Origin of the sequence: Vibrio sp. AND4, assembly GCF_000171815.1 — a bacterium.
GTDB lineage: Bacteria > Pseudomonadota > Gammaproteobacteria > Enterobacterales > Vibrionaceae > Vibrio.
This window is the reverse complement of sequence record NZ_ABGR01000028.1, coordinates 1-23,412: the sequence shown is the minus strand read 5'-3', so window position 1 is coordinate 23,412 and position 23,412 is coordinate 1. Positions and strand designations below refer to the sequence as shown.

At 43.5% G+C, this 23,412-nt stretch carries 21 protein-coding genes, 3 tRNA genes and 1 pseudogene; 18 read left to right on the top strand and 7 right to left on the bottom strand.

Features of this window, described 5'->3' with window-relative positions; genetic code table 11:
* The 3 genes and pseudogenes from AND4_RS16240 to AND4_RS16230 form a co-directional block, all read right to left on the bottom strand.
* A pseudogene (locus AND4_RS16240) lies at positions 1 to 734 on the bottom strand (putative basic amino acid antiporter YfcC); the annotation flags it as partial.
* Between the two features lie 386 nt (positions 735 to 1,120).
* Complete coding sequence (ltaE, locus tag AND4_RS16235; RefSeq protein WP_009844062.1) at positions 1,121 to 2,125, bottom strand: low-specificity L-threonine aldolase; 1,005 nt, start codon at positions 2,123 to 2,125, stop codon at positions 1,121 to 1,123.
* Positions 2,126 to 2,149: 24 nt separating this feature from the next.
* Positions 2,150 to 2,665, bottom strand: coding sequence for an NUDIX hydrolase (locus AND4_RS16230; RefSeq protein WP_009844061.1), 516 nt, complete (start codon positions 2,663 to 2,665; stop codon positions 2,150 to 2,152).
* Between the two features lie 268 nt (positions 2,666 to 2,933).
* On the opposite strand from AND4_RS16230, the gene AND4_RS16225 reads away from it, so the two are divergent.
* From AND4_RS16225 to AND4_RS16195, 7 genes are all read left to right on the top strand, one after another.
* Entirely contained in the window at positions 2,934 to 4,595 is a 1,662-nt protein-coding gene (locus AND4_RS16225) for an ATPase RavA domain-containing protein (RefSeq protein ID WP_009844060.1), read from the top strand.
* A gap of 9 nt (positions 4,596 to 4,604) precedes the next feature.
* Positions 4,605 to 6,062 carry an ATPase RavA stimulator ViaA gene (gene viaA, locus AND4_RS16220; RefSeq protein WP_009844059.1) on the top strand — a complete coding sequence of 486 codons (1,458 nt, stop codon included), beginning with the start codon at positions 4,605 to 4,607 and terminating at the stop codon, positions 6,060 to 6,062.
* 244 nt (positions 6,063 to 6,306) lie between these two features.
* A tRNA-Cys gene (locus AND4_RS16215) sits at positions 6,307 to 6,380 on the top strand.
* Positions 6,381 to 6,682: 302 nt separating this feature from the next.
* Entirely contained in the window at positions 6,683 to 7,147 is a 465-nt protein-coding gene (locus AND4_RS16210; protein WP_009844058.1) for a type III secretion system chaperone, read from the top strand.
* A gap of 8 nt (positions 7,148 to 7,155) precedes the next feature.
* On the top strand, positions 7,156 to 8,055 hold the full coding sequence (locus AND4_RS16205; RefSeq protein WP_009844057.1) for a hypothetical protein: 900 nt from the start codon (positions 7,156 to 7,158) through the stop codon (positions 8,053 to 8,055).
* 330 nt (positions 8,056 to 8,385) lie between these two features.
* Positions 8,386 to 10,092, top strand: a complete 1,707-nt coding sequence (gene dld, locus AND4_RS16200; protein WP_009844056.1) for a D-lactate dehydrogenase — start codon at positions 8,386 to 8,388, stop codon at positions 10,090 to 10,092.
* Positions 10,093 to 10,244: 152 nt separating this feature from the next.
* Positions 10,245 to 10,490: a hypothetical protein gene (locus AND4_RS16195; protein WP_009844055.1), complete on the top strand. Its 246-nt coding sequence runs from the start codon at positions 10,245 to 10,247 to the stop codon at positions 10,488 to 10,490.
* A gap of 116 nt (positions 10,491 to 10,606) precedes the next feature.
* On the opposite strand, the gene AND4_RS16190 is transcribed toward AND4_RS16195, so the two are convergent.
* Positions 10,607 to 10,930 carry a hypothetical protein gene (locus tag AND4_RS16190; protein WP_009844054.1) on the bottom strand — a complete coding sequence of 108 codons (324 nt, stop codon included), beginning with the start codon at positions 10,928 to 10,930 and terminating at the stop codon, positions 10,607 to 10,609.
* 665 nt (positions 10,931 to 11,595) lie between these two features.
* Between AND4_RS16190 and AND4_RS16185 the strand changes: the two genes are divergently transcribed.
* The 6 genes from AND4_RS16185 (at position 11,596) to cobA (ending at position 17,152) form a co-directional block, all read left to right on the top strand.
* Positions 11,596 to 11,682 (top strand) — tRNA-Leu (locus AND4_RS16185).
* Positions 11,683 to 11,737: 55 nt separating this feature from the next.
* Positions 11,738 to 11,811, top strand: a tRNA-Cys gene (locus tag AND4_RS16180).
* A gap of 458 nt (positions 11,812 to 12,269) precedes the next feature.
* On the top strand, positions 12,270 to 14,834 hold the full coding sequence (gene nirB, locus AND4_RS16175) for a nitrite reductase large subunit NirB (RefSeq protein WP_009844052.1): 2,565 nt from the start codon (positions 12,270 to 12,272) through the stop codon (positions 14,832 to 14,834).
* Between the two features lie 13 nt (positions 14,835 to 14,847).
* Complete coding sequence (gene nirD / locus AND4_RS16170) at positions 14,848 to 15,171, top strand: nitrite reductase small subunit NirD (protein ID WP_009844051.1); 324 nt, start codon at positions 14,848 to 14,850, stop codon at positions 15,169 to 15,171.
* Positions 15,172 to 15,354: 183 nt separating this feature from the next.
* Entirely contained in the window at positions 15,355 to 16,203 is an 849-nt protein-coding gene (locus AND4_RS16165; protein ID WP_009844050.1) for a formate/nitrite transporter family protein, read from the top strand.
* A 190-nt stretch (positions 16,204 to 16,393) separates the two neighbouring features.
* A complete protein-coding gene (gene cobA / locus AND4_RS16160; protein ID WP_009844049.1) occupies positions 16,394 to 17,152 on the top strand; it encodes a uroporphyrinogen-III C-methyltransferase in 759 nt (252 codons plus the stop codon).
* Positions 17,153 to 17,173: 21 nt separating this feature from the next.
* Here the strand turns inward: cobA and AND4_RS16155 are convergent, their stop codons facing one another.
* Positions 17,174 to 17,614 (bottom strand): DUF4174 domain-containing protein, encoded by a 441-nt coding sequence (locus AND4_RS16155; protein ID WP_009844048.1) that lies wholly within the window; start codon positions 17,612 to 17,614, stop codon positions 17,174 to 17,176.
* Positions 17,615 to 17,734: 120 nt separating this feature from the next.
* Here AND4_RS16155 and AND4_RS16150 point away from each other — a divergent pair, with 120 nt between their 5' ends.
* Positions 17,735 to 18,223 (top strand): NYN domain-containing protein, encoded by a 489-nt coding sequence (locus AND4_RS16150; RefSeq protein WP_009844047.1) that lies wholly within the window; start codon positions 17,735 to 17,737, stop codon positions 18,221 to 18,223.
* A gap of 98 nt (positions 18,224 to 18,321) precedes the next feature.
* On the opposite strand, the gene AND4_RS16145 is transcribed toward AND4_RS16150, so the two are convergent.
* Entirely contained in the window at positions 18,322 to 18,510 is a 189-nt protein-coding gene (locus tag AND4_RS16145; RefSeq protein WP_009844046.1) for a DUF2986 domain-containing protein, read from the bottom strand.
* A gap of 125 nt (positions 18,511 to 18,635) precedes the next feature.
* Between AND4_RS16145 and AND4_RS16140 the strand changes: the two genes are divergently transcribed.
* Positions 18,636 to 19,025 carry a nitrous oxide-stimulated promoter family protein gene (locus AND4_RS16140; RefSeq protein WP_009844045.1) on the top strand — a complete coding sequence of 130 codons (390 nt, stop codon included), beginning with the start codon at positions 18,636 to 18,638 and terminating at the stop codon, positions 19,023 to 19,025.
* 30 nt (positions 19,026 to 19,055) lie between these two features.
* Here the strand turns inward: AND4_RS16140 and AND4_RS16135 are convergent, their stop codons facing one another.
* A complete protein-coding gene (locus AND4_RS16135) occupies positions 19,056 to 20,216 on the bottom strand; it encodes an MFS transporter (RefSeq protein ID WP_009844044.1) in 1,161 nt (386 codons plus the stop codon).
* A 336-nt stretch (positions 20,217 to 20,552) separates the two neighbouring features.
* Between AND4_RS16135 and AND4_RS16130 the strand changes: the two genes are divergently transcribed.
* The 3 genes from AND4_RS16130 to AND4_RS16115 all read left to right on the top strand — a co-directional run bounded on the left by AND4_RS16130 (position 20,553) and on the right by AND4_RS16115 (position 23,372).
* Positions 20,553 to 20,990 carry a BspA family leucine-rich repeat surface protein gene (locus AND4_RS16130; RefSeq protein WP_043991793.1) on the top strand — a complete coding sequence of 146 codons (438 nt, stop codon included), beginning with the start codon at positions 20,553 to 20,555 and terminating at the stop codon, positions 20,988 to 20,990.
* A gap of 26 nt (positions 20,991 to 21,016) precedes the next feature.
* A complete protein-coding gene (locus AND4_RS16125) occupies positions 21,017 to 22,354 on the top strand; it encodes a BspA family leucine-rich repeat surface protein (protein ID WP_009844042.1) in 1,338 nt (445 codons plus the stop codon).
* 667 nt (positions 22,355 to 23,021) lie between these two features.
* Positions 23,022 to 23,372, top strand: coding sequence for a hypothetical protein (locus tag AND4_RS16115; RefSeq protein ID WP_009844041.1), 351 nt, complete (start codon positions 23,022 to 23,024; stop codon positions 23,370 to 23,372).
* Positions 23,373 to 23,412: the final 40 nt, after the last annotated feature.

The following is a 23,412-nucleotide window of genomic DNA, read 5'->3' as shown; positions in this document are numbered from 1 at the left end:
TGCGGTGATGCAGCCCATAATCCCATCCGAATTGTCATACCAGATAGAACTGGAATGCCCGCAATACCTTGTGCAATAGCGACTGAGAATGGGTTCATCCAAGAGGTTGCGAAACCAATCTGAGTTGCCACGTAGGTAACCATTACCGTTGTAATGCCATCGTAGCCAAGGCGTACCATGAGCGGGGCGATAATAATCGCAAACGCGACGGCTTCTTCACCCATACCAAACACTGCGCCGCCTAAAGAGAACAATAAGAACAGAACGGGAATGAAAAGCGCTTCGTTACCTTTGGTTTTGTCGATAAGGCGAAGGATACCGTTGTCTATTGTCCCTGTGCGCATTACAACGCCGAAAGCACCACCTATCACCAGCATAAACATGATCACGCCGATCGCGCTTCCCCATTTAGAGCCTGAAACCAGACCTTCGAATGGGAAGTTCATCAGACCGATGCCACCGCCTGAAGCAAACAATCCAACCTTGTTGTAAACCAATTCACCGCTTTCATCGATGGCATAAGAGAAAGATGACGGGTCGATTACCGTGCGAGTTTTTTCTGCACCATCGACCATGTACGTCACCTGTTGGCTATCAAAATGACCAGCAGGGATTAAGTAGGTAAGGATCGCCGCAAGAATACCAACAATGAAGATCAAAATGAGGGTATCAGGCATTTGCCATGTTTTAGAGGCTGCAGCCGATTCTGATGGCTGAGCGTGTGTATGAGACATAATCTATTTCACGTCGAATTATATATGGCATGAAATATCGATAAAATAGAATAAAAAGTCAACGTTAACTGGCTTTAATAACTATAAATTCACCAATAATTTGATCTGGATAGGGTAAGGTTAATGATTAATATGTCATTAGTTAATGGTTTGGATTCGATGTTGTGGGAATGAGGACCGTATGAGCTTTGTGGAGATTCGCAACGTCCATAATTATTCATTTTATGAATTAGGTGCTTGTATTAGACACAATGCATTAAGAACGCGTAAACCGTCATCATTTAAAATACAGGTTTGAAACAGAAAAGCTTCCCTTTTGGGGAAGCTCAATGATAAAAATTTTTGCTAAAGTAGTAGGTTTAGAGCGTAGCTTTTAAAGCATCGGATTAAAGAAAAGAGTTAAAGCTAGATAGGAAAGTATCTATGTCCTGCGCCGAGATATCTTTATGGGTCACAAAACGGATAGGATTCCCCGGAGTAATCGTGATGCCTTGCAGTTTCATCTTTTCTGCAATACTCGCTATGTCGATTTGTGGATCAAGCTTGGCAAATACAATATTGGTTTGAACAAGTTCTGGATTAACAGAGACACCCGGCAATTTCGCCAAGCCTTCCGCCAAGGTTTTTGCATTGATGTGATCTTGTCTCAGTGGTTCCACTTGCTCGGTAAGGGCAAGTTTGCCTGCTGCTGCAAGAATACCAGCTTGACGCATGCCTCCGCCGACCATCTTTCTCAAGCGACGCGCTTTAGCGATGTATTCTTTATTACCCAGTAATAATGAGCCAATAGGAGCAGCGAGCCCTTTCGACAGACAGATTGTCATTGAATCAAAGTATTGACCAATCTCTTTAACCGGAACATCAAGTGCAACGGCTGCGTTGAATACACGAGCGCCATCTAGGTGCATCTGCAAATTGTGCTTGTTCACGAACTCACGTGCTTGTGCAAGGTAAGAGAGAGGAATCACCTTACCGTTGATGGTGTTCTCTAGGCTAAGTAATCGAGTACGTGCAAAGTGCGCATCATCAGGTTTAATCGCGGCTTCTAGTTTATCAAATGGCAAAGTGCCGTCTGGGTTGTTTTCAATCGGTTGAGGCTGAATAGAGCCCAGTACCGCAGCACCACCAGCTTCGTATTTATAGTTGTGTGCTTGCTGGCCACACAGGTATTCATCACCGCGTTCGCAATGTGCCATTAACCCAAGTAGGTTTGCCTGCGTGCCAGATGAAGTGAATAACGCAGCTTCAAATCCAGCGAGCTCAGCAGCAAATTGTTCTAACTCATTAACGCTTGGGTCGTCACCGTAAACATCGTCTCCGACAGGCGCGTTAAACATGGCTTCACGCATGGCTTGGGTAGGTTGCGTAACAGTATCTGATCGAAAGTCCATAATTCTCTCCTCGGTCAAAAAGACCTAAATATAACCGCAAAGACGAGCTTTGCTCAGGCAAGCGATGGTTTTGGCATCAGTGATGGTGCCTTGAATAATTTGTTGTTCGAGCTTTTTACGTGACAATGTCACTACTTCAATCACTTCGTCGTCGTCACACTCGTATCGATTGGTTTTGCTCAGTCGCTCGGCGACAAACAAGTACTGGATTTCATCACAGAAACCAGCGAGAGGGGTAACTTGACCGAGCGAAGTAAACTTTTCGGCGCTGTACCCTGTCTCTTCTTCTAACTCTCTTTGGGCACAATGCAAAGGATCTTCATTACCTTCACGCGTGCCAGCTGGTAACTCAAGCAGCCACTTGTTAAGAGAGGGGCGGAATTGATTAACAAGCACGATGTTGCCATCTGAAGTAATGGGTAAGATAACGGCAGCACCGGGGTGTTGGATAGTGGTATGTGTGATCATCCGACCAGTTGGTAGTTTGACTTCCTCTTCAATCAGGGAAATCTGCTTCCATTTATAAATTGTTTTGCTCATGCAGTTGTGGATCCTAGCTGTCACGCGTGTTGACGTGTTTTGCACATTAACCACAAACCGCGTGAAACAAAAGTAGAAAATGATTTCGTTATCCTGAGATAAATAATTTCAGTGACTTATGCCCCATAAATGAAAACTATGGTTACTCGCGCACGTGCGCGAAGTGCATCTGGTATAACCGAAGTTAACTAAAAAATACACTTGTAACAAAGTGATAACAAATGTATAAAATTAAGTATACCGCCTTAGTTCAACAGCCGGAGCTTTCATGATTCAACCATCTTTCGGATCCAATGCAGAAAAGGCGCTTCTTTCAGAGCGCATTAACAAGCTGGCTAAAGCATTGACCGACGGCGTTTACGAACGCGAGCACACCATCAAACTTTGTCTTCTTGCCGCTCTTGCGGGCGAGAGCGTCTTCCTTTTAGGTCCTCCGGGCATTGCCAAAAGCTTAATCGCCAAACGTCTTATCCAAGCCTTTGATAATAAGAGTTACTTTGAATATTTGATGACACGTTTCTCAACCCCCGAAGAAGTGTTTGGTCCACTGAGCATTCAAGAGCTGAAAGACAACGGTCGCTATGTTCGCCTTACCCAAGGCTACCTGCCAACGGCACAGGTGGTTTTCCTCGATGAGATCTGGAAAGCGGGCCCGGCGATTTTAAACACGCTTTTAACCGTTGTGAATGAAAAAACATTTAAAAACGGGTGTGATATCGAACGTGTGCCCATGCGCCTTTTGATTTCTGCATCGAATGAACTACCCGATGAAGACAGCGGCTTAGACGCCCTTTATGACCGTATGCTTGTGCGTGTGTTTGTAAACCGAATTCAAGACAAACAAAACTTTAAATCCATGCTGACTGTGGGCACTTCGCAAGAGGCAGAAATCCCAGAGGGACTCGCGATTACAGACGAAGAGTATCATCGTTGGCAGCAACAACTCGACACTCTTACTCTGACCGACAATGCATTCGAAAAGCTTTTCCAATTAAAAACCATGTTGGAAACCAAAGTGGAGTCAGAGTTCGGCGAGGCAGCACGAACGGACATGTACGTGTCTGACCGTCGTTGGAAAAAGGCGGTGAAACTGCTCAAAGCAAGCGCCTTCTTTAATGGTCGTGATGAAATCAACCCGCTTGATCTTCTATTACTGCAAGATTGTTTATGGAATACCCCTGAATCACGCGATGTTGTGCGCGATGTCATCCAGGATTTTGCGCTCAAATATGCCTTTGACCAGCAAGATGCCGAGCAAGAGATTGAATTCTGCCGTGACTCTTTGGTGGATATTCAACATGAGCTTGAAGACAAATACCGTATGACACTGAACACGGAAGCTGCCGCAGGCCTACTTCGCAAAGAGAGCATGAGCTTCGATACTTCTGATGCCAAATCCTACAAAGTCGGTGCGGCGGTGAATTTGGTCAAACTAGTAATCCTGCAGAGCAACATGTCGGTTTCTGAATCGGAGAAGGGTGACAGCCGTTGGGTATACGTTCCAAAAGACGAACTTGACCGAGTGATCAAAGAGGGGCATGGCGATGTGTATGGTTATGTAAACCAAAATAGCAACATGTGTCGTCTGCGTTTTGATGTTGATGCAGCCAACAATCTGGTGATCCGTGACATTGCCAATCGTGGTGTGCTGGTGAGTTTGGTTACTCAGCAAGGGTTAGATGCGGATCTTTACCAGAAATGGTTGGCTGAGAGCGAAAAAGCAGTCAGCCAATTAAGTGAAGCTGAACATCACATGCGTAAGGTAAAAGCCAATTTCCATGGGGCATTACCGCACAGTTTTGTGGATCCAGAGTTACCACGTCTCATGGAGTCGAGTTTGCAACTGGTGAGCCAGCGACTTGAGTCTATACAAGGTGAAAGCGAGAAGATCATTCAACGCTTCAAAAACTTACATCAGTTTTTCTCTTAGGGAGATGACATGTTAGGTGCAGACGGACTTAACTTAGCGCTCATGGTCGCGGATTCTGGCATCATTGACAGTGCCGTTAACGACTTAATGGGGCGTTCACAGGTCATGATGATGGCAGAAAAAAGAGGCATTAAAACCTCAGTGAAAAATCATCTGCTTAAATGGCGTGGCAATGTGAAAAAGCGCATGACAAAGGTTTGTGAAACCGAGCGTTTTCAACAAGAACTCGCACTTTACCAAGAAGTCATATACTGGGATGAAAACGAGTTCTTCGAACGCGTAGATGATGTGATCAAACAACTTGAGTGGCACTCAGCATTTTATATGCAAGCGCGCCGTATGATTGAGAAGAACAAGGGCGTGAATAACCCAATGTTTCCTCATTACTTCTGTGACCAGTGGTATCAAAGCCTTGCAGAAGCGATCAAGCAAGCACAAGTCTCTGAACTTGAAGAGAATAAAGAAAAAGTGCTTAACGATCTTTATCAGCGTATGGAAACCATGCGCAATATGGAAAACGTGACAGAGTCCGGTGATGAGGAAAGCGTAGGGCGACTGTGGGACATGGCGGCAGCTAAGCTAAGCAAAACCGATTTAACCGTGATGAAGCGTTCAGCAGACTTACTTAAGAAACACAAAGGCTTGCAGGACATCGCGGAGCAGCTTGGCCGTATGGCAGGGCAAGTGAACGACCCAGACCTCAATCGTGCACCAGCAGAAGAGCTGCAAATGGTCGAGGAAAAGAGTGAGGAAGCGACAGACGACATCGTCGGCATTCATGAAAGTGACGATCTCAACAAGTTGCTGCCCAACGAAACCATGTTTTTGGCTTACCCAGAGTTGGAAGTGGTGTTTTATAAGCACTTGGTCGACAAACGTTTGATGAACTACCGCACGCAAGGCAAGTCTCGCACACTGCGTAAAGTGAAAGCGCACAAACCAGACCACAAATCGGTGGATGTTGAAAAAGGACCGTTTATCGTTTGTGTCGATGCGTCAGGTTCGATGAGTGGCTTCCCGGAACAATGTGCCAAAGCCATGGCTTACGCGCTCATGCAAATTGCGCTGGCAGAGCAACGCGACTGTTATGTGATCATCTTCTCCACAGAACACATTACTTACGAGCTCACTCGTCAAGATGGTTTAAGGGAGGCCGCAGACTTTTTGACTTACAGTTTCCATGGCGGCACAGATTTAGAGCCGACCTTGATCAAATCGATCGATTTAATGAACAGTGATAAATACAAAAACGCCGACATGGTTGTGATCTCAGACTTTATTGCGCCCAAGCAACAAGACGAATTACTTGCGAAAGTCGATGCGTTGAAAGCGAAGAAGAACCGCTTCCATGCCATCAGCTTGTCGAAATACGGCAATCCAGCGTTAATGTCGATGTTTGATCATACATGGTCTTACCATCCAAACGTTGTCGGGCGGTTGTTCAAACAGGTTGCGAACCGTTCATAACGAAGATTGATGATAAAAGTAGAAACACAAAACCAGCCAGTGATTGCTGATTTTGTGTTTTATATACCCTAGTGACTTCAAATGAAAAGAAGGTGAGTTGGAAACTTAGTTCGAATTCACGTCGGATTGGTTTAAAAAAAAGCAAACAAACACAAACGAGGGATTTTTGTTTGACTATGTTTGCTTAATCCGTAAAGTACCAACCAACGCAGAGGGCAGCGCCCTTGAGTGTTGAGAACAATTTGGCGCCTTGGCAGAGTGGCTATGCAGCGGATTGCAAATCCGTGGACCTCGGTTCGACTCCGGGAGGCGCCTCCATATTATTGAATATGGCAATAGCGATATTCAGGTGCGAAAGCATCAATAAAAAAACCAGCGAAAGCTGGTTTTTTTGTGTCTGATTCTAACTTCTGTTATATAAAAACTAACGGCCATTGTTAATAACAATTCAATGTTTAAGTGGGTACCATCGGTTTACTAATCTACTTCCCCTTGAGGTAGTGAAATACGAATGGTAGGGGTCGGTATTTTCAATTAACTCAATTAATTTAATTCAACAAAGTACTCTTTAATAGGGTATTGTTTAAGCTTGTCTTGAGTATATAATTTAAATAACCTTTATGACTAACGAACAAAAAATAATAGATAACCTGCTTCAAGAGCTCGGTAGAACATGGCTTTTAGGCTTTTTAAAGCTTGATGATTCTGGGCGATGTGCTTTTAAAACAGAAGCAGGGGTTGATGTAGCTATTGATATGATAGTCGGTAGTTCGCACTTACAACTTCTTGCTGATTTAGGCTCCATACCAGATAACGAAGATAATCACTTTTTGATTCGATTGCTTCATCATAATTTTAACAGTTCTATCTTACGTCAGGCATATTTTGCTCTAGATCCTAAAGATAATCGGGTTTTACTCCGTTATCAGCACCCGGTAGAAGGGTTAGATGTAAATATTCTCGCTAATATTATCGGAAATTTTACGACGATATTACATGAAGCAAAAAATACCATTAGTGAATCATTTGAATTAACGAATGATTCACCTTTTAAAATTGACAATAACAACTTCATCAGAGGTTAACTGATACCATGCCAGAAATTACAGCTAGACCTATTGACCCGAATTTAACCGCCGGTATATCTGCGCCGTCCTCTAGTAATGAGCCAAGTGTCAAAATTACATCAGCTAGTCCCAATCTCTCACTAAGTAAATCTAGTCGAAGTATGAATGAAGCTACTAATTCTATTCAAAAGCTGAGTCCCGGAGATAAACAGCCTCCAGTAGATGGTCTGAAGTCTTCTGAAAGTTTAACTGAAATCAAAACTCAGTCGACACCAGAGGGTAGTGTACTAAGTAATGCTTGTGTTGAAGTGAGAAAAATCGGAGCGAAGAAGGATTCATTTGGTAATTTAGAACTTGAAGTGAGTAATAAACGCAGTTTTAGTATTGCCACTATGGATAAAGGATTATTTATTCCTTCACAAGGGGAAACTAAAGAAAAAGTGGTAAATGTGCATCAAGGTAAAGCACTGAAGAACAATACTGTACATAGTGATTGGAATCGGCGTAGAGCACCATCTGATAAGCACAGCCTAAATATTTCAAGTATTGCTAAACCTTCTAGAAGAGATGGTAACGGCGATCTCATCGGTAAACTTATTCAAGGTAAGACAACTGCCCAGCAAATGTTTGTATTCAAATCGAAATTACAGAGCGAGACAACATTTCCCCGTTCAGGATTTCATATCGAATATACAAGTGAGGTTTTTAACTCAAAGGGAATCAGATTAGAGTCCGACGTTGTGGAAATTTCGCCCAAATCAGATGATTACGCGATTATAACTATAGAAAAATACCCGGCAAATGTGACTATAGACGGCGTAACTGCGGAGAAAGGCAGTGGGGATCCAGTTGAAGCCAAATGGAAAATCAGTCGAGATACGCAAGTGGCAGGGGATGAGCTCAAGTGGAATATTGACCTTATATGATCACGACAGCGAAGCAAGACTACTTCAGCCCTACGGATTTAATCCGCTCATAGGCTCTCTAGAAAGGGATAATAGAATCGGCTCAAATCAGAACTGGCTTTACTAGTCCATTTTATTTTCACTACCTTGGGGGAGTCATCCCCCAACGTTCCACTCTTGTAGTTTCTCTTTCTTCGATATTGTGCACGTTTGTTAATCATGCTTTTTGTTATTATTTTTGTTTGGAAACGAAAAATGGTTCAGTCGATTTTATCGTTCTTTTCATTGTAATCAACTGATTTTAAATAATTAATGCCGCTTTGTCTTGGCATAATTATTAGAGATACGAATATGAAACAAAAGCCGCTGATCGATGCATTTGTCACTATCGTCGGGGAAGAAAACGTCCTGACCGATCATATCAAAACCAAATATTACCGCAGCGGGTTTCGCTCTGGAGGCGGCACAGCATTGGCGGTAATATTTCCTAATACTGTGTTAGAGCAGTGGAAGGTCATCCAACAATGTGTGGATAATAATTGCATCATTATCATGCAGGCGGCTAAGACGGGCCTAACCGAAGGTTCTGCGCCAAGTGGAGATGATTACGATCGTGATGTCGTGGTGATCAACATTACCAAAATGAAGCAAATCTTTCTGCTGGATGGTGGTAAGCAAGCGGTTTGTCTTCCGGGCGCGAGTTTGCATTCGTTAGAAAAAGAGCTGCGAGCGGTAAATCGGGCTCCGCACTCGATTATTGGGTCATCATCTCTTGGCGCAACCGTGGTGGGCGGAATTGCAAACAACTCTGGTGGCGCTTTGGTTAAACGTGGTCCGGCATACACTGAGTTAGCCCTATTTGCCCAGGTCGACAAAGACGGTCAGCTTAAACTTGTGAATCATCTTGGTATCGAAGGGTTAGGCTCGACACCTGAAGAGATCTTGCAAAACATTCAAGAGGGAAATTTCAACCCCGACAAAGTCATTCATGATGAGCGCATGGCGTCAGATAAGGAGTATGAAGAGCGTATCCGCGATATTAGCTCTGACATCCCGTCACGTTTTAATGCTGATGAACGTCGTCTGTATGAGGCAAGTGGTTGTGCAGGTAAACTTGGCGTGTTCGCAGTTCGAGTCGATAGCTATCCAATCCCGGAGAAAGAGCTGGTGTTCTATTTAGGAACTAACGATCCGGATAAACTCACCAAGCTACGAAAAGACTTCCTGACTCAGTTTGAAAATTTACCAGAAATGGGTGAATACCTTCATCGTGATATCTTCAACATGGCGGAAGAGTACGGTAAAGATGTGTTTTTATCTATCGACTTATTGGGTACTGATAGGCTACCCAAGTTGTTCTCGTTAAAAGCCAAGGTTGAAAACGTCTTAGAGCGTATCCCTTTAGTCAGTAAATACCTGCCAGATACAATCTTGTATTATGCAAGCAAACTGTTCCCACAACACCTTCCAAAGCGAATGTTGGAATTCCGCGATAAGTACGAGCACCACCTTGTCCTAAAGATGAGTGATGCTGGCATAGCCGAAGCGAAAAAATACCTTAAAGAGGTTTGGGCCGCGGGACACGACAGTGATTTCTTCGTGTGTACACCAGAAGAGGGCAAGAAAGCGTACCTACATCGCTTTGCTGCCGCAGGTGCCGCCATTCGTTACGAAACCATTCACCGTAAGCAGGTGGAAGACATTGTCGCTCTCGATATTGCGTTACGGCGTAACGACAATGAATGGCTGGAGACTTTACCAGAAGAAGTAAGCAAGAACTTGGTGAAGTCACTCTATTATGGTCACTTTATATGTTATGTCTTCCATCAAGACTACGTCTTTAAGAAGGGTACAGATACCAAGCTGATGAAGAAGCTGATGTTGGAGCATCTGAACAGCCGCGGTGCGAAATATCCAGCAGAGCACAACGTAGGGCATTTATACGAAGCGGAAAATTCGTTACAGAAGTTCTACCATCAACTTGATCCAACCAATACCTTTAACCCCGGCATAGGTAAAATGGATCGCTACAAGCGCAACTGTAATTGCTGTGTCTAAATGATTCCCGATATTATCGTGATTTCGTCAACGCAAAACCGCCTGTGTGACCAATTTCGAAAATAACGTGCATTTGATTAATGCTTAGTTTGATATTCATACCATAAATGCGTAACTTTTATTGTCTGTATGCAGATTAAGGGAGGAAATGTATGCAAGAAGTTCTTACTATTGCGATTATCTTTGGTGCAATATTTGGTGGTGGTATTGTTAAGTTGGTTCTGAATCACCGCAAGGAAGTGAAAGCGCTCGAGGTTTCAGAGCGTAAACAGATGAATCAGGAAGAGAGAGATAGCCTCAACAAGCAAGTCGAAGACCTTAAACAGCGTGTGGAAATATTAGAGCGCATCGTAACAGACAATAAGTACCAATTAGATAAAGAAATAGCGTCGTTGTGATTCGGCCAAAAATAAAGAGTCAGTATAATACTGACTCTTTTCGCACTTATCTTCTGCTTAGGTTTAACGAAATTAGCGTTAACGAAACCACCGTTATCGTTAAAAGGTCAGGAATTTCAAATTTTTATTACAGAAACAATATTGTCGATATTAAAATACTGATCGCCATGAATTAGCCATGAACCTTTTATGCTATTTACATATACCGTAAAATTTTGACCATCAGAAGTAGTTATAGAGTAAAAATTACCTACTTTGAAAGGCAGGTAACCCGCAATATTACTTTTTTCGATGGGCAGGTAACCTGCAATGTGAGCGGGCTGATTATGGCTGACAGCTTGCTCTTTATCAGAAGTGACTTGAATTTGATTTTCTTCCGCAACACTTATGTTAGGTAACAGTACTGCTGCTGATAATATTAGTGGAATAGTAAATTTCATTTTTTATCCTTTTGTATAATTGTTGAAATTAAACATCCTAATTCGGAATTAATTAAAGCTTATAGGATATAAAACTGCCAAGATATTACTTATTGGATATTTAAAGTGTGAGGCTAGTTAGAATTAAAGCTGGATTAGTAGATGCATGTAACATTAACCTCCATATGGGAATATTAAATTGAGATAGTGTGTTGCTGAACTGCGCATAATCGCTAAGATCATAGTCATTGGGCGTTTGTTTAATTAGGCTAGGGTAGACGAGGCAGCAAAGCGTAGCGTTCGTATTGGTATCGTTTTAATGGCTTCACGTTTTTCTACCTAGTTTGAATCAACCTAAACCTTAGACTTGAAACATGAAAAACCCATGAACCTTCTCCAAAGTGGAAAAAAGCAGGGCAAAACGGGCTTAAATATAGAGGAGGTTTGTTGGAGATATGAGCATGTGCGCTGGAAAGTGACTGAAAGTGTTGCCGTTCTCTTGGGTATAATTGTTGAAACCTTAAACCAATTGCTTGAGTAGTGAACGGTGGCGTCTGTTTTTTAATCGTATGAATCAAAAAGATAAAATTTATTGTTGACCTAGATTCTGAATCCGCTAAAGTACACCTCGTTCTCACGGCAAAGCCCGTTAGAGCAGATGGTGTTACCATCGCATTGATTGCGTTGCCCTGGTGGTGGAATTGGTAGACACAAGGGATTTAAAATCCCTCGACGTTCGCGTTGTGCCGGTTCAAGTCCGGCCCGGGGCACCATCCGCATAATCTAATGCATGGATTCAATATCCGGCAGAGAACAATAAATAGGTAAGGCGCCTTGGCAGAGTGGCTATGCAGCGGATTGCAAATCCGTGGACCTCGGTTCGACTCCGGGAGGCGCCTCCACTATTTATAGTTCATTCCTATCTATTTCCCATCAGCTTCAACTATTCCCTTTAAAGTTAAACCCCTAACCTCAGACTTCTAACGATTTAAATCTACCTACAACATTTCGATCAACGATTTTTCGGTCAAGAGCATTTTTGCCAACACTACTTGTAGCAATCGCAGTAAGAAACTGGTCATTCGTAACTATCAAACACGGCTTGATGTGATTAAAAAGTAGGCGGCTAGTGGTTTGCTTTATCTTTGTTGTGAAGAAATATGACGAATATGTGGTGTTTATTTCAGCTGGATGACATAAATTTGTTTAAAAAACGAAAACAAAGACTTACATATTGCCCTTAAAAGGTTTCTACCCCTTTAGGGTAGTTTGAATCTGTAATTGATTTACATCATGTATTAATTTCCTTTCACATTTAACAATGCGCTCAGTAATAAGAACCTAACCCTTAGGAAGTACAATGAGCAAGTTGAAGCTAGTCGTCATCGGTAATGGGATGGTAGGCCACCGTTACATCGAAGACTTAGTCGAGAAAGCTGATATGTCAGATATAGACATGACGGTTTTCTGTGAAGAACCTCGTGTCGCATACGACCGTGTGCACCTGTCCTCGTATTTTTCTCACCATACGGCAGATGAACTGTCTTTAGTTAAAGAAGGCTTCTACGAGAAACATGGCGTAAACATGCTGATCGGTGAACGCGCGATTAACATTAACCGTGAAAACCGCATTGTGCACTCAAGCTCAGGTCGTGAAGTTCAATATGATAAGCTGATTCTTGCAACTGGTTCATTCCCATTTGTACCACCTATCAAAGGTCACGAAAGCAAAGATTGTTTTGTTTACCGTACTATCGAAGATCTAAAATCAATTGAAGCGTGCGCTAAGAACAGCAAATCAGGAGTGGTGATCGGTGGCGGTTTACTCGGCCTCGAAGCGGCAGGTGCACTGAAAGCCTTGGGTGTAGAAACACACGTTGTTGAGTTCGCACCCAAACTAATGGCAGAGCAACTTGACCTTGCTGGTGGTAATCAACTTCGCCAAAAGATCGAGCGTATGGGCGTGAACGTTCACACCAGCAAAAACACGCTTGAAATTGCAGCGCAGGGCGTAAACGCTCGTAACGTCATGCGTTTTGCGGACGGCACTGAGTTAGAAACTGACTTTATCGTCTTTTCCGCAGGAATTCGTCCTCAAGACAAACTGGCTCGCCAAATGGGTTTAGACGTTGCCCCTCGTGGCGGTATCGCGATCAACGACCATTGCCAAACGTCTGATGAAAACATCTACGCTGTCGGGGAGTGCGCGTCTTGGAACGAAATGTTCTATGGCCTTGTTGCTCCTGGTTACAAGATGGCGACAGTAGCAGTGGATCATTTGCTTGGTAACAACGAAAGCAAGTTCGAAGGCGCTGATATGTCGGCAAAGCTAAAATTGCTTGGTGTGAAAGTCGGCTCTATTGGTGACGCGAACGGTCGTACAGAAGGCTGTAAGAGCTACGTTTACCAAAACGATGAGCAAGAGGTTTACAAACGTCTTATCGTTTCTGAAGATAACAAGAAACTGCTCGGTGCCGTAATGGTTGGTGACACCTCTGATTACGGCGATCTGCTTCAACTGATGTTGAACGAAATCGACCTACCAGATCACCCAGATGCGTTGATCCTTCCAGCTCATGCTGGCGCTGAAAAGCCCTCATTGGGTGCAGACGCCTTACCAGAAAGTGCGGTGATCTGTTCATGTTTCGATGTCACTAAGGGGAAGATAGCGCAAGCGGTTGCTGATGGTCACCATACATTGGGCGACATCAAAGCCGTGACTGGTGCGGGTACTGGCTGTGGTGGTTGTCTTCCTCTAGTGACTTCAGTTCTCAATGCTGAGCTCGCCAAATCAGGTATCGAAGTGAAGAACGATGTGTGTGAGCACTTCGCTTATTCTCGCCAAGAGCTGTTCCACCTTATCCGTATTGAAGAGATCAAAACGTTTGATGAGCTGCTAGAGAAGTACGGTCAAGGTTACGGCTGTGAAATATGCAAACCACTGGCTGGTTCTATCTTAGCTTCTTGCTGGGGTGAGCACATTCTTAAGCCACAACTGGTCAAGCTGCACGACACCAATGATAACTTCCTAGGTAATATTCAAAAAGACGGTACTTACTCGGTTATTCCACGTATGGCGGGTGGAGAAGTAACGCCTCAAGCACTGGGTGCACTGGCGAACGTTGCTGCAGAATACAAACTATACACCAAGGTAACCGGAGCTCAGCGAATCGGTTTATTTGGTGCTCAAAAAGATGACCTTCCAGAAATCTGGCGCAAGCTTATCGACGCTGGTTTTGAAACGGGTCAAGCGTACGCCAAAGCACTTCGTATGGCGAAGACCTGCGTAGGATCAACTTGGTGTCGTTACGGTGTTCAAGACTCCGTTGGTCTGGGTTCCTTCATCGAGAACCGTTACAAAGGTATCCGTACACCTCACAAGATGAAATTCGGTGTTTCTGGCTGTACTCGTGAGTGCGCAGAAGCGCAAGGTAAAGATCTTGGCCTCATCGCGACGGACGCGGGGTGGAACATGTACGTATGTGGCAACGGTGGCATGAAACCACGCCATGCCGACCTTCTCGCGAGTGATCTCGATAAAGCAACGCTAATCAAGTACATCGATCGCTTTATGATGTTCTATATCCGCACGGCTGCGCCACTGCAACGCACATCAGTTTGGATGGCAAACATGGAAGGTGGCGTTGACTACCTGCGCGAAGTGATTGTTGAAGACAAACTCGGCATTAATGATCAACTAGAAGCCGACGTAGCCAAGCTTGTCGACGAGTACGAGTGTGAGTGGACAGCAACCATCAATGACGAATCACAACTGACTCGTTTCGCACATTTCATCAACTCTGACAAACGCGATGACAACCTTGCGTTTGTGCAAGAGCGCGAACAGCACCGCCCAGCAACTTTTACGGAAAAACACCCGGAAGCCAAAGGCGATATTTTACACGTAGCGATCACTGAAGCGTAAGGGAAAGTTGATTATGTCATTTGAAAAGATTTGCCAAATCAGCGACATCGTACCGGGTACGGGCATTTGTGCCTTGGTTGATGGTCAGCAAGTTGCGGTATTCCGTCCAACTCAAGCCGAACAAGTTCTGGCGATAAGTAATACAGACCCGTTTTTTCAGTCAAACGTGCTTTCTCGCGGTTTGATCTGTGAGCACCAAGGTGAACTTTGGGTGGCCAGTCCACTTAAAAAGCAACGTTTCAACCTGACAACAGGTGTGTGCATGGAAGATGAGCATTTTAATGTCAAAGCGTACAAAACGCGCATCACCAACGGCGAAGTAGAAATTTCAGCATAAGCTTGGTTCTCATTCCCTCCTCTAAGGGGGAGGGAATAAACCGAGATCTAGATTAAATAGACAAAGGCTTTCAGTGGTTACCTTTCTGGAGCAGGAAACGAGATGTTACTCAGCGGCGAGCTTTTTTCTATTCAGTCTTTCACTTTTAACTTTTAACTTTCACTTTTGAATAAGGACACCTTCATGTCTACAGATTTTAAGCCCGCAGAATTCGTTCAAACCATGATCAACGTGGGGGAAGCGAAAATCAACACCAGTACGCGTGATTTGATTCTGCGCGGTACGATGGCAGGCATCATTCTTTCACTGGCGGTTGTGGTTGCGATTACGACCATAGTTCAAACCGGTGTCGGTGTTGTGGGCGCGCTCGTTTTCCCCGTTGGTTTTGTGATCTTAAGCGTCATGGGGTATGACCTAGTGACGGGAATCTTTGGTCTTGCCCCTTTAGCTAAGTTTGCCAACCGTCCTGGCATTACTTGGGGGCGTATCTTGCGTTGTTGGGGGCTGGTTGGTTTAGGTAACCTAATTGGCTCTTTGATCGTTGCTTACTTAGTGGCCATCTCATTGACAGGTAACTTTTCTCTAGAATTGAATGCCGTTGCGAAAAAATTTATTGCTGTATCGACAGCGCGCAGTCTGGGGTTTGAAAACATGGGTATGGACGGATGGATCACGTGTTTCGTGCGTGGCATCTTCTGTAATCTTATGGTTTGCTTGGGCGTTATTGGCAACATGACGGCTCGTTCTGTGTCTGGTCGCGTTGCAATGATGTGGTTCCCAATCTTCATCTTCTTCGCGTTGGTATTTGAGCACGCAGTCGTCAACATGTTTCTATTTCCACTCGGTATGATTCTCGGCGCTGATTTTGGAATCGCGACTTGGTTGAACTTCAATCTCATCCCAACGATTCTGGGTAACATCGTTGGTGGTCTGGTAATGACGTGCATTCCACTGTACCTAACTCACGTGAAAACTGCGCCTTCTCTCAATGCCGAGCAAGAAGTAAAGGCAGAATCTGTAATCGCTAAATAATCGAAACTGTATTGCGCTAGGCAGTACAAGAGTCGGGAAGCTCTATCACATTAAACACAGAGATTCCCGACTCACACCTTCATCGTGCTGGGGAGTCTCTCTCCGCATCCATAAATAAACGATTTGGCTATAAAAAGAACATTTTACAAAGAGGTTCTCTTTATACCCAAAATTCTCGATAGGCGTTGATATGACAACTTCTCACTTTCCCTTACACAGCGGCTTTGTTTCTCTTGTTGGGGCCGGTCCAGGTGATCCAGATTTACTCACAGTAAAAGGTTTAAGAGCCATTCAAGCGGCTGACGTTGTGGTGTATGACCGATTGGTGTCGGATGGCATACTTGCACTGGCTCAGGCCTCAGCAGAGATGATTTATGTGGGCAAGAAGTTGGACTTTCATTGCGTGCCCCAAGAGCAAATTAACCAAATCTTGGTACAAAAAGCGCAAGAAGGAAAACGCGTTGTACGCCTAAAAGGGGGCGACTCCTTTATCTTTGGTCGTGGTGGTGAAGAGCTGGAAGAGTTAGCAGAATTCGGTATTAAATACGAAGTCGTTCCGGGCATCACGGCGGCGGCAGGCGCAACGGCTTATGCGGGGATTCCATTAACGCACCGCGATCATGCTCAAAGCGTTCAGTTTATTACTGGTCATGTACAAAAAGATGGTCGTGAGATTGAATGGCACGCGTTAGCGCAGTCAAATAACACCTTGGTATTCTATATGGGGTTAAAGCAAAGCGGACACATCATGGATAAACTCATCACTCATGGGTTGGACCCAGAAATGTCATGCGCCATCATTGAAAACGGGACGCGACCAGAGCAACGAGTTTTCCAAGGAAAGCTGAACGAATTAACATGCTTGGCGAAGAGAGCGGTGAGTCCTGCGCTCATTGTCGTCGGGAGTGTGACGCAACTGCATAACAAACTGGATTGGTTTGGAAGGTAGAGGACGAATGCGCAGCAAGCTCTAGATAGCACAAGGGCTACGTTTTTGTTGCAGTTCTTGTTTGCGCATCGGCATTTCATCGATCAGGTTATTGATGAACTGCCAATCGGTTTTTGCTCCCCAACGATGTTTTTCTTCACCATCTTTGCCGAGGAGAATTGCCGTGTGCTGGCCTTGTTCAATTTCGTAGAGCTTGGAGAGCATATTCAAGTCAAACTCTTCCTTAAGCCACGTAGGTTCTGTGTAACCGTCTTCTGCGATGACAAGGGTGATGACATCGCGATCTTCCAGCTCGCATTCATTCATGAGGGCTTCTAGCAAGAATTGCTTAACGTGATCGTCATTTTCGGGCGCAAAATAAAGCACGCTTCGATGAGCCCAGTGTTGGGCATAAGCAGGGTAGCCAAGTGCAGGGCTTGATAATAGGCAGGAAAGCAACAAGGTAATGGTTGTTTTACTCATGGCTTCACTCCTTGAAATCGAAATACCAAGTTATACGGTAAGTTTAGTGGAATTAGCTCATTGTGCTTTGATGCAAAGTGGCATAGGGTAGGCGGCAAACAAATAAAGCGGTTTAAATAGATGAACTCTGAAAGTAAACAAAAGATCGCAATCTTAGTCGATGTGCAAAACGTGTATTACACCTGTCGTGAAGCGTACCGCAGCAATTTTGATTACAACCAGTTTTGGTATGTGGCGACGAATGGGAAAGAAGTGGCAAGCGCACGCGCGTATGCCATCGCAAGTAATGATCCCAAACAGCGTCAATTTCACCATATATTGCGAGGTGTCGGCTTTGAGGTGATGCTTAAGCCTTACATCCAGCGTCGTGATGGCAGCGCAAAAGGGGATTGGGATGTGGGTATCACGCTTGATGCGATTGAAGCGGCGGCGGAAGTGGATGAGATCATTCTTGTCTCTGGTGATGGCGACTTTAGTATGCTTGTCGAGCGCATTCAGCAGCGCTTCAACAAAAAAGTAACGGTTTATGGCGTACCAAAATTAACGTCCCAAAACTTAATCGATTGTGCCGACAACTTTGTTGCTATCGATGAAGACTTTCTCCTTTAATTGCTTCTCACGGTATGCTTTTGAGAGCAATTGAGTGATTTACAGAGAGTTGCATTGATCTGAGATCGAAAGAAAAGCCGCACGGTGCGGCTTGTCTTTTATATTTCATCTGTAGCTTGCGTTGCTTCAGTCACTGGAGAAGTTTGCTCATTTGCTTGTTCCTCGGCTTCCATCTTCGCACGCTCTGCTTTTGAAATGTAGCGAGGTTTGTTGCTCTTATGCAGCTTGGCATTTTGCTTCTTTATTTTCGCTTTTAAGATCGAATTGATTTTCTTCTTGCGGTTCATTGTGTCGGTCCTTTAATCTAGCGAGGCAGGATAGTGATTTTTCCATCAAGTTACAACCCTAATGGATCCTCTATGAAAATACTCGCAATTGCACGCCTCCCACACTGCGTTAGCGTGAGGAAACAGTGAGCGACATTTTAATAGGCAAACTTGCCACTGAATTTAAAACTGTCAAGGCGATGGTGGAGGTCTATTGCAAAGATCACCATGGCACGAAAGGCGAGTTGTGTTCAGAATGTCACGAACTGTTAGAGTATGCAGAAGTACGGCTTGATCGTTGTCCTTACGGCGAGGGCAAGCCGACTTGCAATCAATGCCCAATTCATTGCTACAAACCCGAGCCTAAAGAGCAAATGCGTTTAGTCATGCGCTACTCGGGGCCGAGAATGTTGCTTAAACATCCAATCTTAGCGATTCGACACTTGTTACATGAGAAGCACGAGGTTCCTGACAAGCCTGCTGCCAATGCATCTAATCGCCACAAGCGGATGGAAAACAAAAAACGAGGATACTAGACCCTCGTTTTGTATTTTGTTTCGTTGATATTACAGCCCAGCTGCCATTTGATGTTTTGATTTTGTTGCTGCGATTAGCATGTAGATACAAGTCGCAAGCAGAGCGGTAAACAAGTAACCCAATAAGCCATGCATTTGACCCATGAATTCATCGGCAACCACAGGGCCAGCCACCGATCCAATACTGTAGCTAAACAGCATGACTTGTGTTGCGGATACAATAAAACGTTCGTCTAATCCTTCACAACCTAAGTTAATCGCGATTGGGTACAGTGCAAAGGTTGCCACGCCCAACAGGAACAAGGCACCAGCCAATACTTCTGCTGATGAAGAAACAAAAGTCAGACCAATAGAGAAAATACCCAGGATACAGAAGAACGCCATTAGCACGGTGCGAGCCATGTATTTGTTCAGTGTGGTCACCGCAGGTTGAACCAGCATGCCCCCAAGGATCACGAGCGCCATCAGTGTGCCTATGTCTTGGTGGCTAATCTTACGGTTTGCAAGCTCTACTGGCATCAGGCCGTAGATTGCACCCAAAGTTAAACCCGAAACAATACAACCAATGATTGCTGCGTGGCTTAGCTTAGAAATTTGCTTAAACGATAGTGCTGTTGATTCATGACTGTTTGGCTGTTCGCAATCAATAAAAAGCAAAACCAGAATTGCCATAAGGATCAAAGTGGTGATCGCAATAAAAGGAACGCCACCGCTTACACCTAAGATACCAATACCAAACTGACCCAGAGCAGAACCACCGTATAGGGATAGCATGTAAAGGCTCAAGCGCTTAGCACGTGAAGACTCATCGCCGGACATTAGCCATGATTCGACAATCACAAATACGCCAGCAACCGAAATACCAGCGATAAAGCGTGCAGCAAGCCATATCATGCCATTTGGAATCAGTGGAAGGGCAACAATTGTTAGTGAGAACGTCACCAAACTGCCGACAAACGCTTTACGATGGCCAGTGCTTCGAACAATACGTTCAAAGATAATCGCACCCACCAATAGGCCACCATAAAATACACTTGCCAACCAACTCGCGTAATCAGCAGAGATGTTATATTCACCGAGCATAAGAGGGATCAAGCTCATCAAATAGCCCGATGCGACCGCATAAAGGGACAGTGCTACAACAGGAACTGTGACTCGAGGTGATACAGAAGGAATGGCTGTGGTTTCCAATGTTTTGCGCCTATGAATTAAGTGTAAGTTAAGGGTTATGCGGCGCGAATATTAGGCTAATTAATGGGCAAGTAAAATGATATGTTTGTGTCGTTTCGATAAAAGAAATTTGTTGAAATTCTATTACCAAACTAAGCCCAGTATTTGAGTGCTGGTAAAGATATATCCCATAACCTGACTAACTTATAATGCTTCCTGTTATTACTGGTGGGTAATTATTGAGAAGAAGAATGCATTTCTACTTCTTTAGTTAATATAAAGCCTACATTAGTGAAATTGAAAACGTCGCTTTTTATATGATCAAGGTTTGTTTTATAAGACACGGATATCTTAATCATGAAGCTACGTTCGATTATTTCCGCCTGTGCGCTACTAAGTTGTAGCCAAGCCTTTGCTAGTGAGCCTGAAATAGTCACCTGTGAGTCCAACAAACCAGGAACCGTCATGGTTCAAGAAGACGAATTGTTTGTAGTCGTCAACGACGCACTCATTCGCAACTCAGACTATTGGCAAAACTTTCTGGATGGAAACATTCAACTCTGCACCACTCACGTAACAGACATGAGTGACCTGTTCGCTAAAGACCAATACTTCAATCATGACATCAGCCGTTGGGACACCTCTCGTGTAACCAATATGGACCGTATGTTCTCTGATGCCAAGCGCTTTGACCAAGACTTAACCCACTGGGGCGTCAAGCGCGTCTCACGCCATACCGACTTCGCAAAAGACAGTGGCCTGTCTAAAGATAGTCTTCCAGCTTTTACGCAATAACGTCTATTCAACCCTAGGAAAATACAATGAAAAGAACCATAACCTCACTTCTTGTGGGCGTAGCCGCGCTCACTAGCCAAACCGCATTTGCTGCTGATATCTCAGTAAAATGCCCTGACCAAGCCGTTAACTCAGTAATGATTGAAAACGGGAAAATTTATCTCGTAGTGGATAACACTTTAATTAAAAATAAAACGTTATTAGATAACTTAGAACAAGGCTCAATTCGTTTTTGTACCACACAGGTAACGTCCATGGCCTCTGTATTTAGTGGACGTGAATCGTTTAATGCTGATATTAGTGATTGGGACACATCAAATGTGACGGATATGCAAGCCATGTTTTCTAGGGCCAAAGCGTTTGACCAAGATATCGGTTATTGGGATACATCGAATGTGACGAGTATGAAAGCCATGTTTTATTTAGCAGTAGCTTTTAATCAAGATATTGGGTACTGGGATACATCTAAAGTGACGGATCTATCTGACATGTTTGGGTTTGCCAGAACCTTTAACCAAGATATTGGGCACTGGGATACATCGAGTGTGACGAGTATGGAAGCCATGTTTTATGCTACTAGAGCCTTTAACCGAGATATCAAGCGCTGGGATACATCGAGAGTGTGGAATATGAAAGGTATGTTTAGGGATACGGTTTTTAACCAAGATATAGGTCATTGGGATACGTCAAATGTGAGGTATATGAACTTTATGTTTTATGGTGCGGACGCATTTAATCAAGATATAGGCAATTGGGATGTATCAAATGTGATGAGTATGGATGACATGTTCTCCCACGCAAAAGTATTTAACCAAAATATAGGTAATTGGGATGTATCTAATGTTGATAACATGTCGCATATGTTTTATGGTGCGGACGCATTTAATCAAGATATAGGTAATTGGAATACATTAAATGTGGTGAATATGGCTAGTATGTTCGCCTTCACAGAAGCATTTAACCAAGATATAGGTGCCTGGGATACATCGAGCCTCGTAAATATGGGTTCGATGTTTAGAGCAGCCAAAGCCTTTAACCAAGATATAGGTGATTGGGATACGTCGAATGTGAAGAATATGAAAGAGATGTTTTCATACGCAGATGTTTTTAACCAAGATATAGGTAATTGGAATACATTAAATGTGATGAATATGGCTGGTATGTTCGCCTTCACAAAATCATTCAACCAAGATATAGGTGCCTGGGATATGTCGAATGTGAAGAATATGGAAGAGATGTTCAAGTTGAATCATGTCTTTAACCAAGACTTATCTAACTGGAACGTGAGTAAAGTAACGAAGCATACTGACTTTGCGAGAGGCAGTGCTCTGACCGAAGAGAAATTACCGTATTTTGTAGACTGATTCTTTCATCGGCTTAACTAAACAAAAGCCAGTGTTGATGGATTCAACGCTGGCTTTTTTGTTGGTTGAGTCACCCTCAAAAAATGGCGGCAAAAATGGCGGCACTCATTGTAAAACAGCGTTATTTAAAGGTATAAATTGTCTTTTTTAACTGTTTTTACATACAAGTCTGTGTGTTTAAGTAACTGATTTTATGGATTTTTGTCTTATTTTCATTAAGTTCTACGGCAGGTTATGGCAAAGTTACTGCGAAGATTACCTGGCGTTGAGGTCGAGACGATAGGCTTGAATGTACAGATTACGTAAGGCATCAGGGCAAAAAGGATTCTGGTCAACTCTGCATAGAGTTGTAACAGTAAGGACTTTGAGGATGCACGGGGTTTCTACACCCAGACAACATTCAACCCCAACCCTTTATTTTTTCCAAGTAATTGACAAGATACAATGAAGCAAAAGAAAAAAAGCTTATAAAAAAAGCATTTATTCCAGCACTGTATTCCATAAAACCATAATATTCATTGTTTTTTAATAATAGGGTTGTCAAATAACTCAAGGTGAAAACGATTAGAGCACTAAGAGCGTATTTGCACACTTTATATATTGACATAGTTTCATATGTACCTATGATGTTAATTCTTTTTTACATTCTCGATTAAAGGTATGTGAGATGTCAAGGTTATTGTTTTTATTGTTATTTTCCTTAATTTCAGCAAGTGCTTCTGCTTGTTTTCCGTTAACCCAAAATACTACTTATAAGTTAGTGAGTGGTATCGAGTATTGTTTAGAGTCAGAGTACCAATTCGTATATGTTCGCAATTCAAAATATAGCACAGGAATTGTCGAGCTATCTGACATAAATAGAAAAGTTTTTGATCTTATTTATTCTGGAGAAAACGCTAAAGTCCCAGATCAATTCAAAATTACCGCTTTTGAGGATATTCAAATTACTGTATTGGATGGCTATCTATATATAGAGAATGCGCCTAAAAGTCGTAAAAACGGTCTTTACCGAATATAGGAGTCGCAGTTCTATCTAATTTAAGTGGTTCTGTTGGCAC

Bases quoted from the DNA above. Each gene is read 5' to 3' on its own strand.
- ltaE (WP_009844062.1), bottom strand. From the start codon at position 2,125: ATGGACTTTCGATCAGATACTGTTACGCAACCTACCCAAGCCATGCGT.
- AND4_RS16230 (WP_009844061.1), bottom strand. From the start codon at position 2,665: ATGAGCAAAACAATTTATAAATGGAAGCAGATTTCCCTGATTGAAGAG.
- AND4_RS16225 (WP_009844060.1), top strand. From the start codon at position 2,934: ATGATTCAACCATCTTTCGGATCCAATGCAGAAAAGGCGCTTCTTTCA.
- viaA (WP_009844059.1), top strand. From the start codon at position 4,605: ATGTTAGGTGCAGACGGACTTAACTTAGCGCTCATGGTCGCGGATTCT.
- AND4_RS16210 (WP_009844058.1), top strand. From the start codon at position 6,683: ATGACTAACGAACAAAAAATAATAGATAACCTGCTTCAAGAGCTCGGT.
- AND4_RS16205 (WP_009844057.1), top strand. From the start codon at position 7,156: ATGCCAGAAATTACAGCTAGACCTATTGACCCGAATTTAACCGCCGGT.
- dld (WP_009844056.1), top strand. From the start codon at position 8,386: ATGAAACAAAAGCCGCTGATCGATGCATTTGTCACTATCGTCGGGGAA.
- AND4_RS16195 (WP_009844055.1), top strand. From the start codon at position 10,245: ATGCAAGAAGTTCTTACTATTGCGATTATCTTTGGTGCAATATTTGGT.
- AND4_RS16190 (WP_009844054.1), bottom strand. From the start codon at position 10,930: ATGAAATTTACTATTCCACTAATATTATCAGCAGCAGTACTGTTACCT.
- nirB (WP_009844052.1), top strand. From the start codon at position 12,270: ATGAGCAAGTTGAAGCTAGTCGTCATCGGTAATGGGATGGTAGGCCAC.
- nirD (WP_009844051.1), top strand. From the start codon at position 14,848: ATGTCATTTGAAAAGATTTGCCAAATCAGCGACATCGTACCGGGTACG.
- AND4_RS16165 (WP_009844050.1), top strand. From the start codon at position 15,355: ATGTCTACAGATTTTAAGCCCGCAGAATTCGTTCAAACCATGATCAAC.
- cobA (WP_009844049.1), top strand. From the start codon at position 16,394: ATGACAACTTCTCACTTTCCCTTACACAGCGGCTTTGTTTCTCTTGTT.
- AND4_RS16155 (WP_009844048.1), bottom strand. From the start codon at position 17,614: ATGAGTAAAACAACCATTACCTTGTTGCTTTCCTGCCTATTATCAAGC.
- AND4_RS16150 (WP_009844047.1), top strand. From the start codon at position 17,735: ATGAACTCTGAAAGTAAACAAAAGATCGCAATCTTAGTCGATGTGCAA.
- AND4_RS16145 (WP_009844046.1), bottom strand. From the start codon at position 18,510: ATGAACCGCAAGAAGAAAATCAATTCGATCTTAAAAGCGAAAATAAAG.
- AND4_RS16130 (WP_043991793.1), top strand. From the start codon at position 20,553: ATGAAGCTACGTTCGATTATTTCCGCCTGTGCGCTACTAAGTTGTAGC.
- AND4_RS16125 (WP_009844042.1), top strand. From the start codon at position 21,017: ATGAAAAGAACCATAACCTCACTTCTTGTGGGCGTAGCCGCGCTCACT.
- AND4_RS16115 (WP_009844041.1), top strand. From the start codon at position 23,022: ATGTCAAGGTTATTGTTTTTATTGTTATTTTCCTTAATTTCAGCAAGT.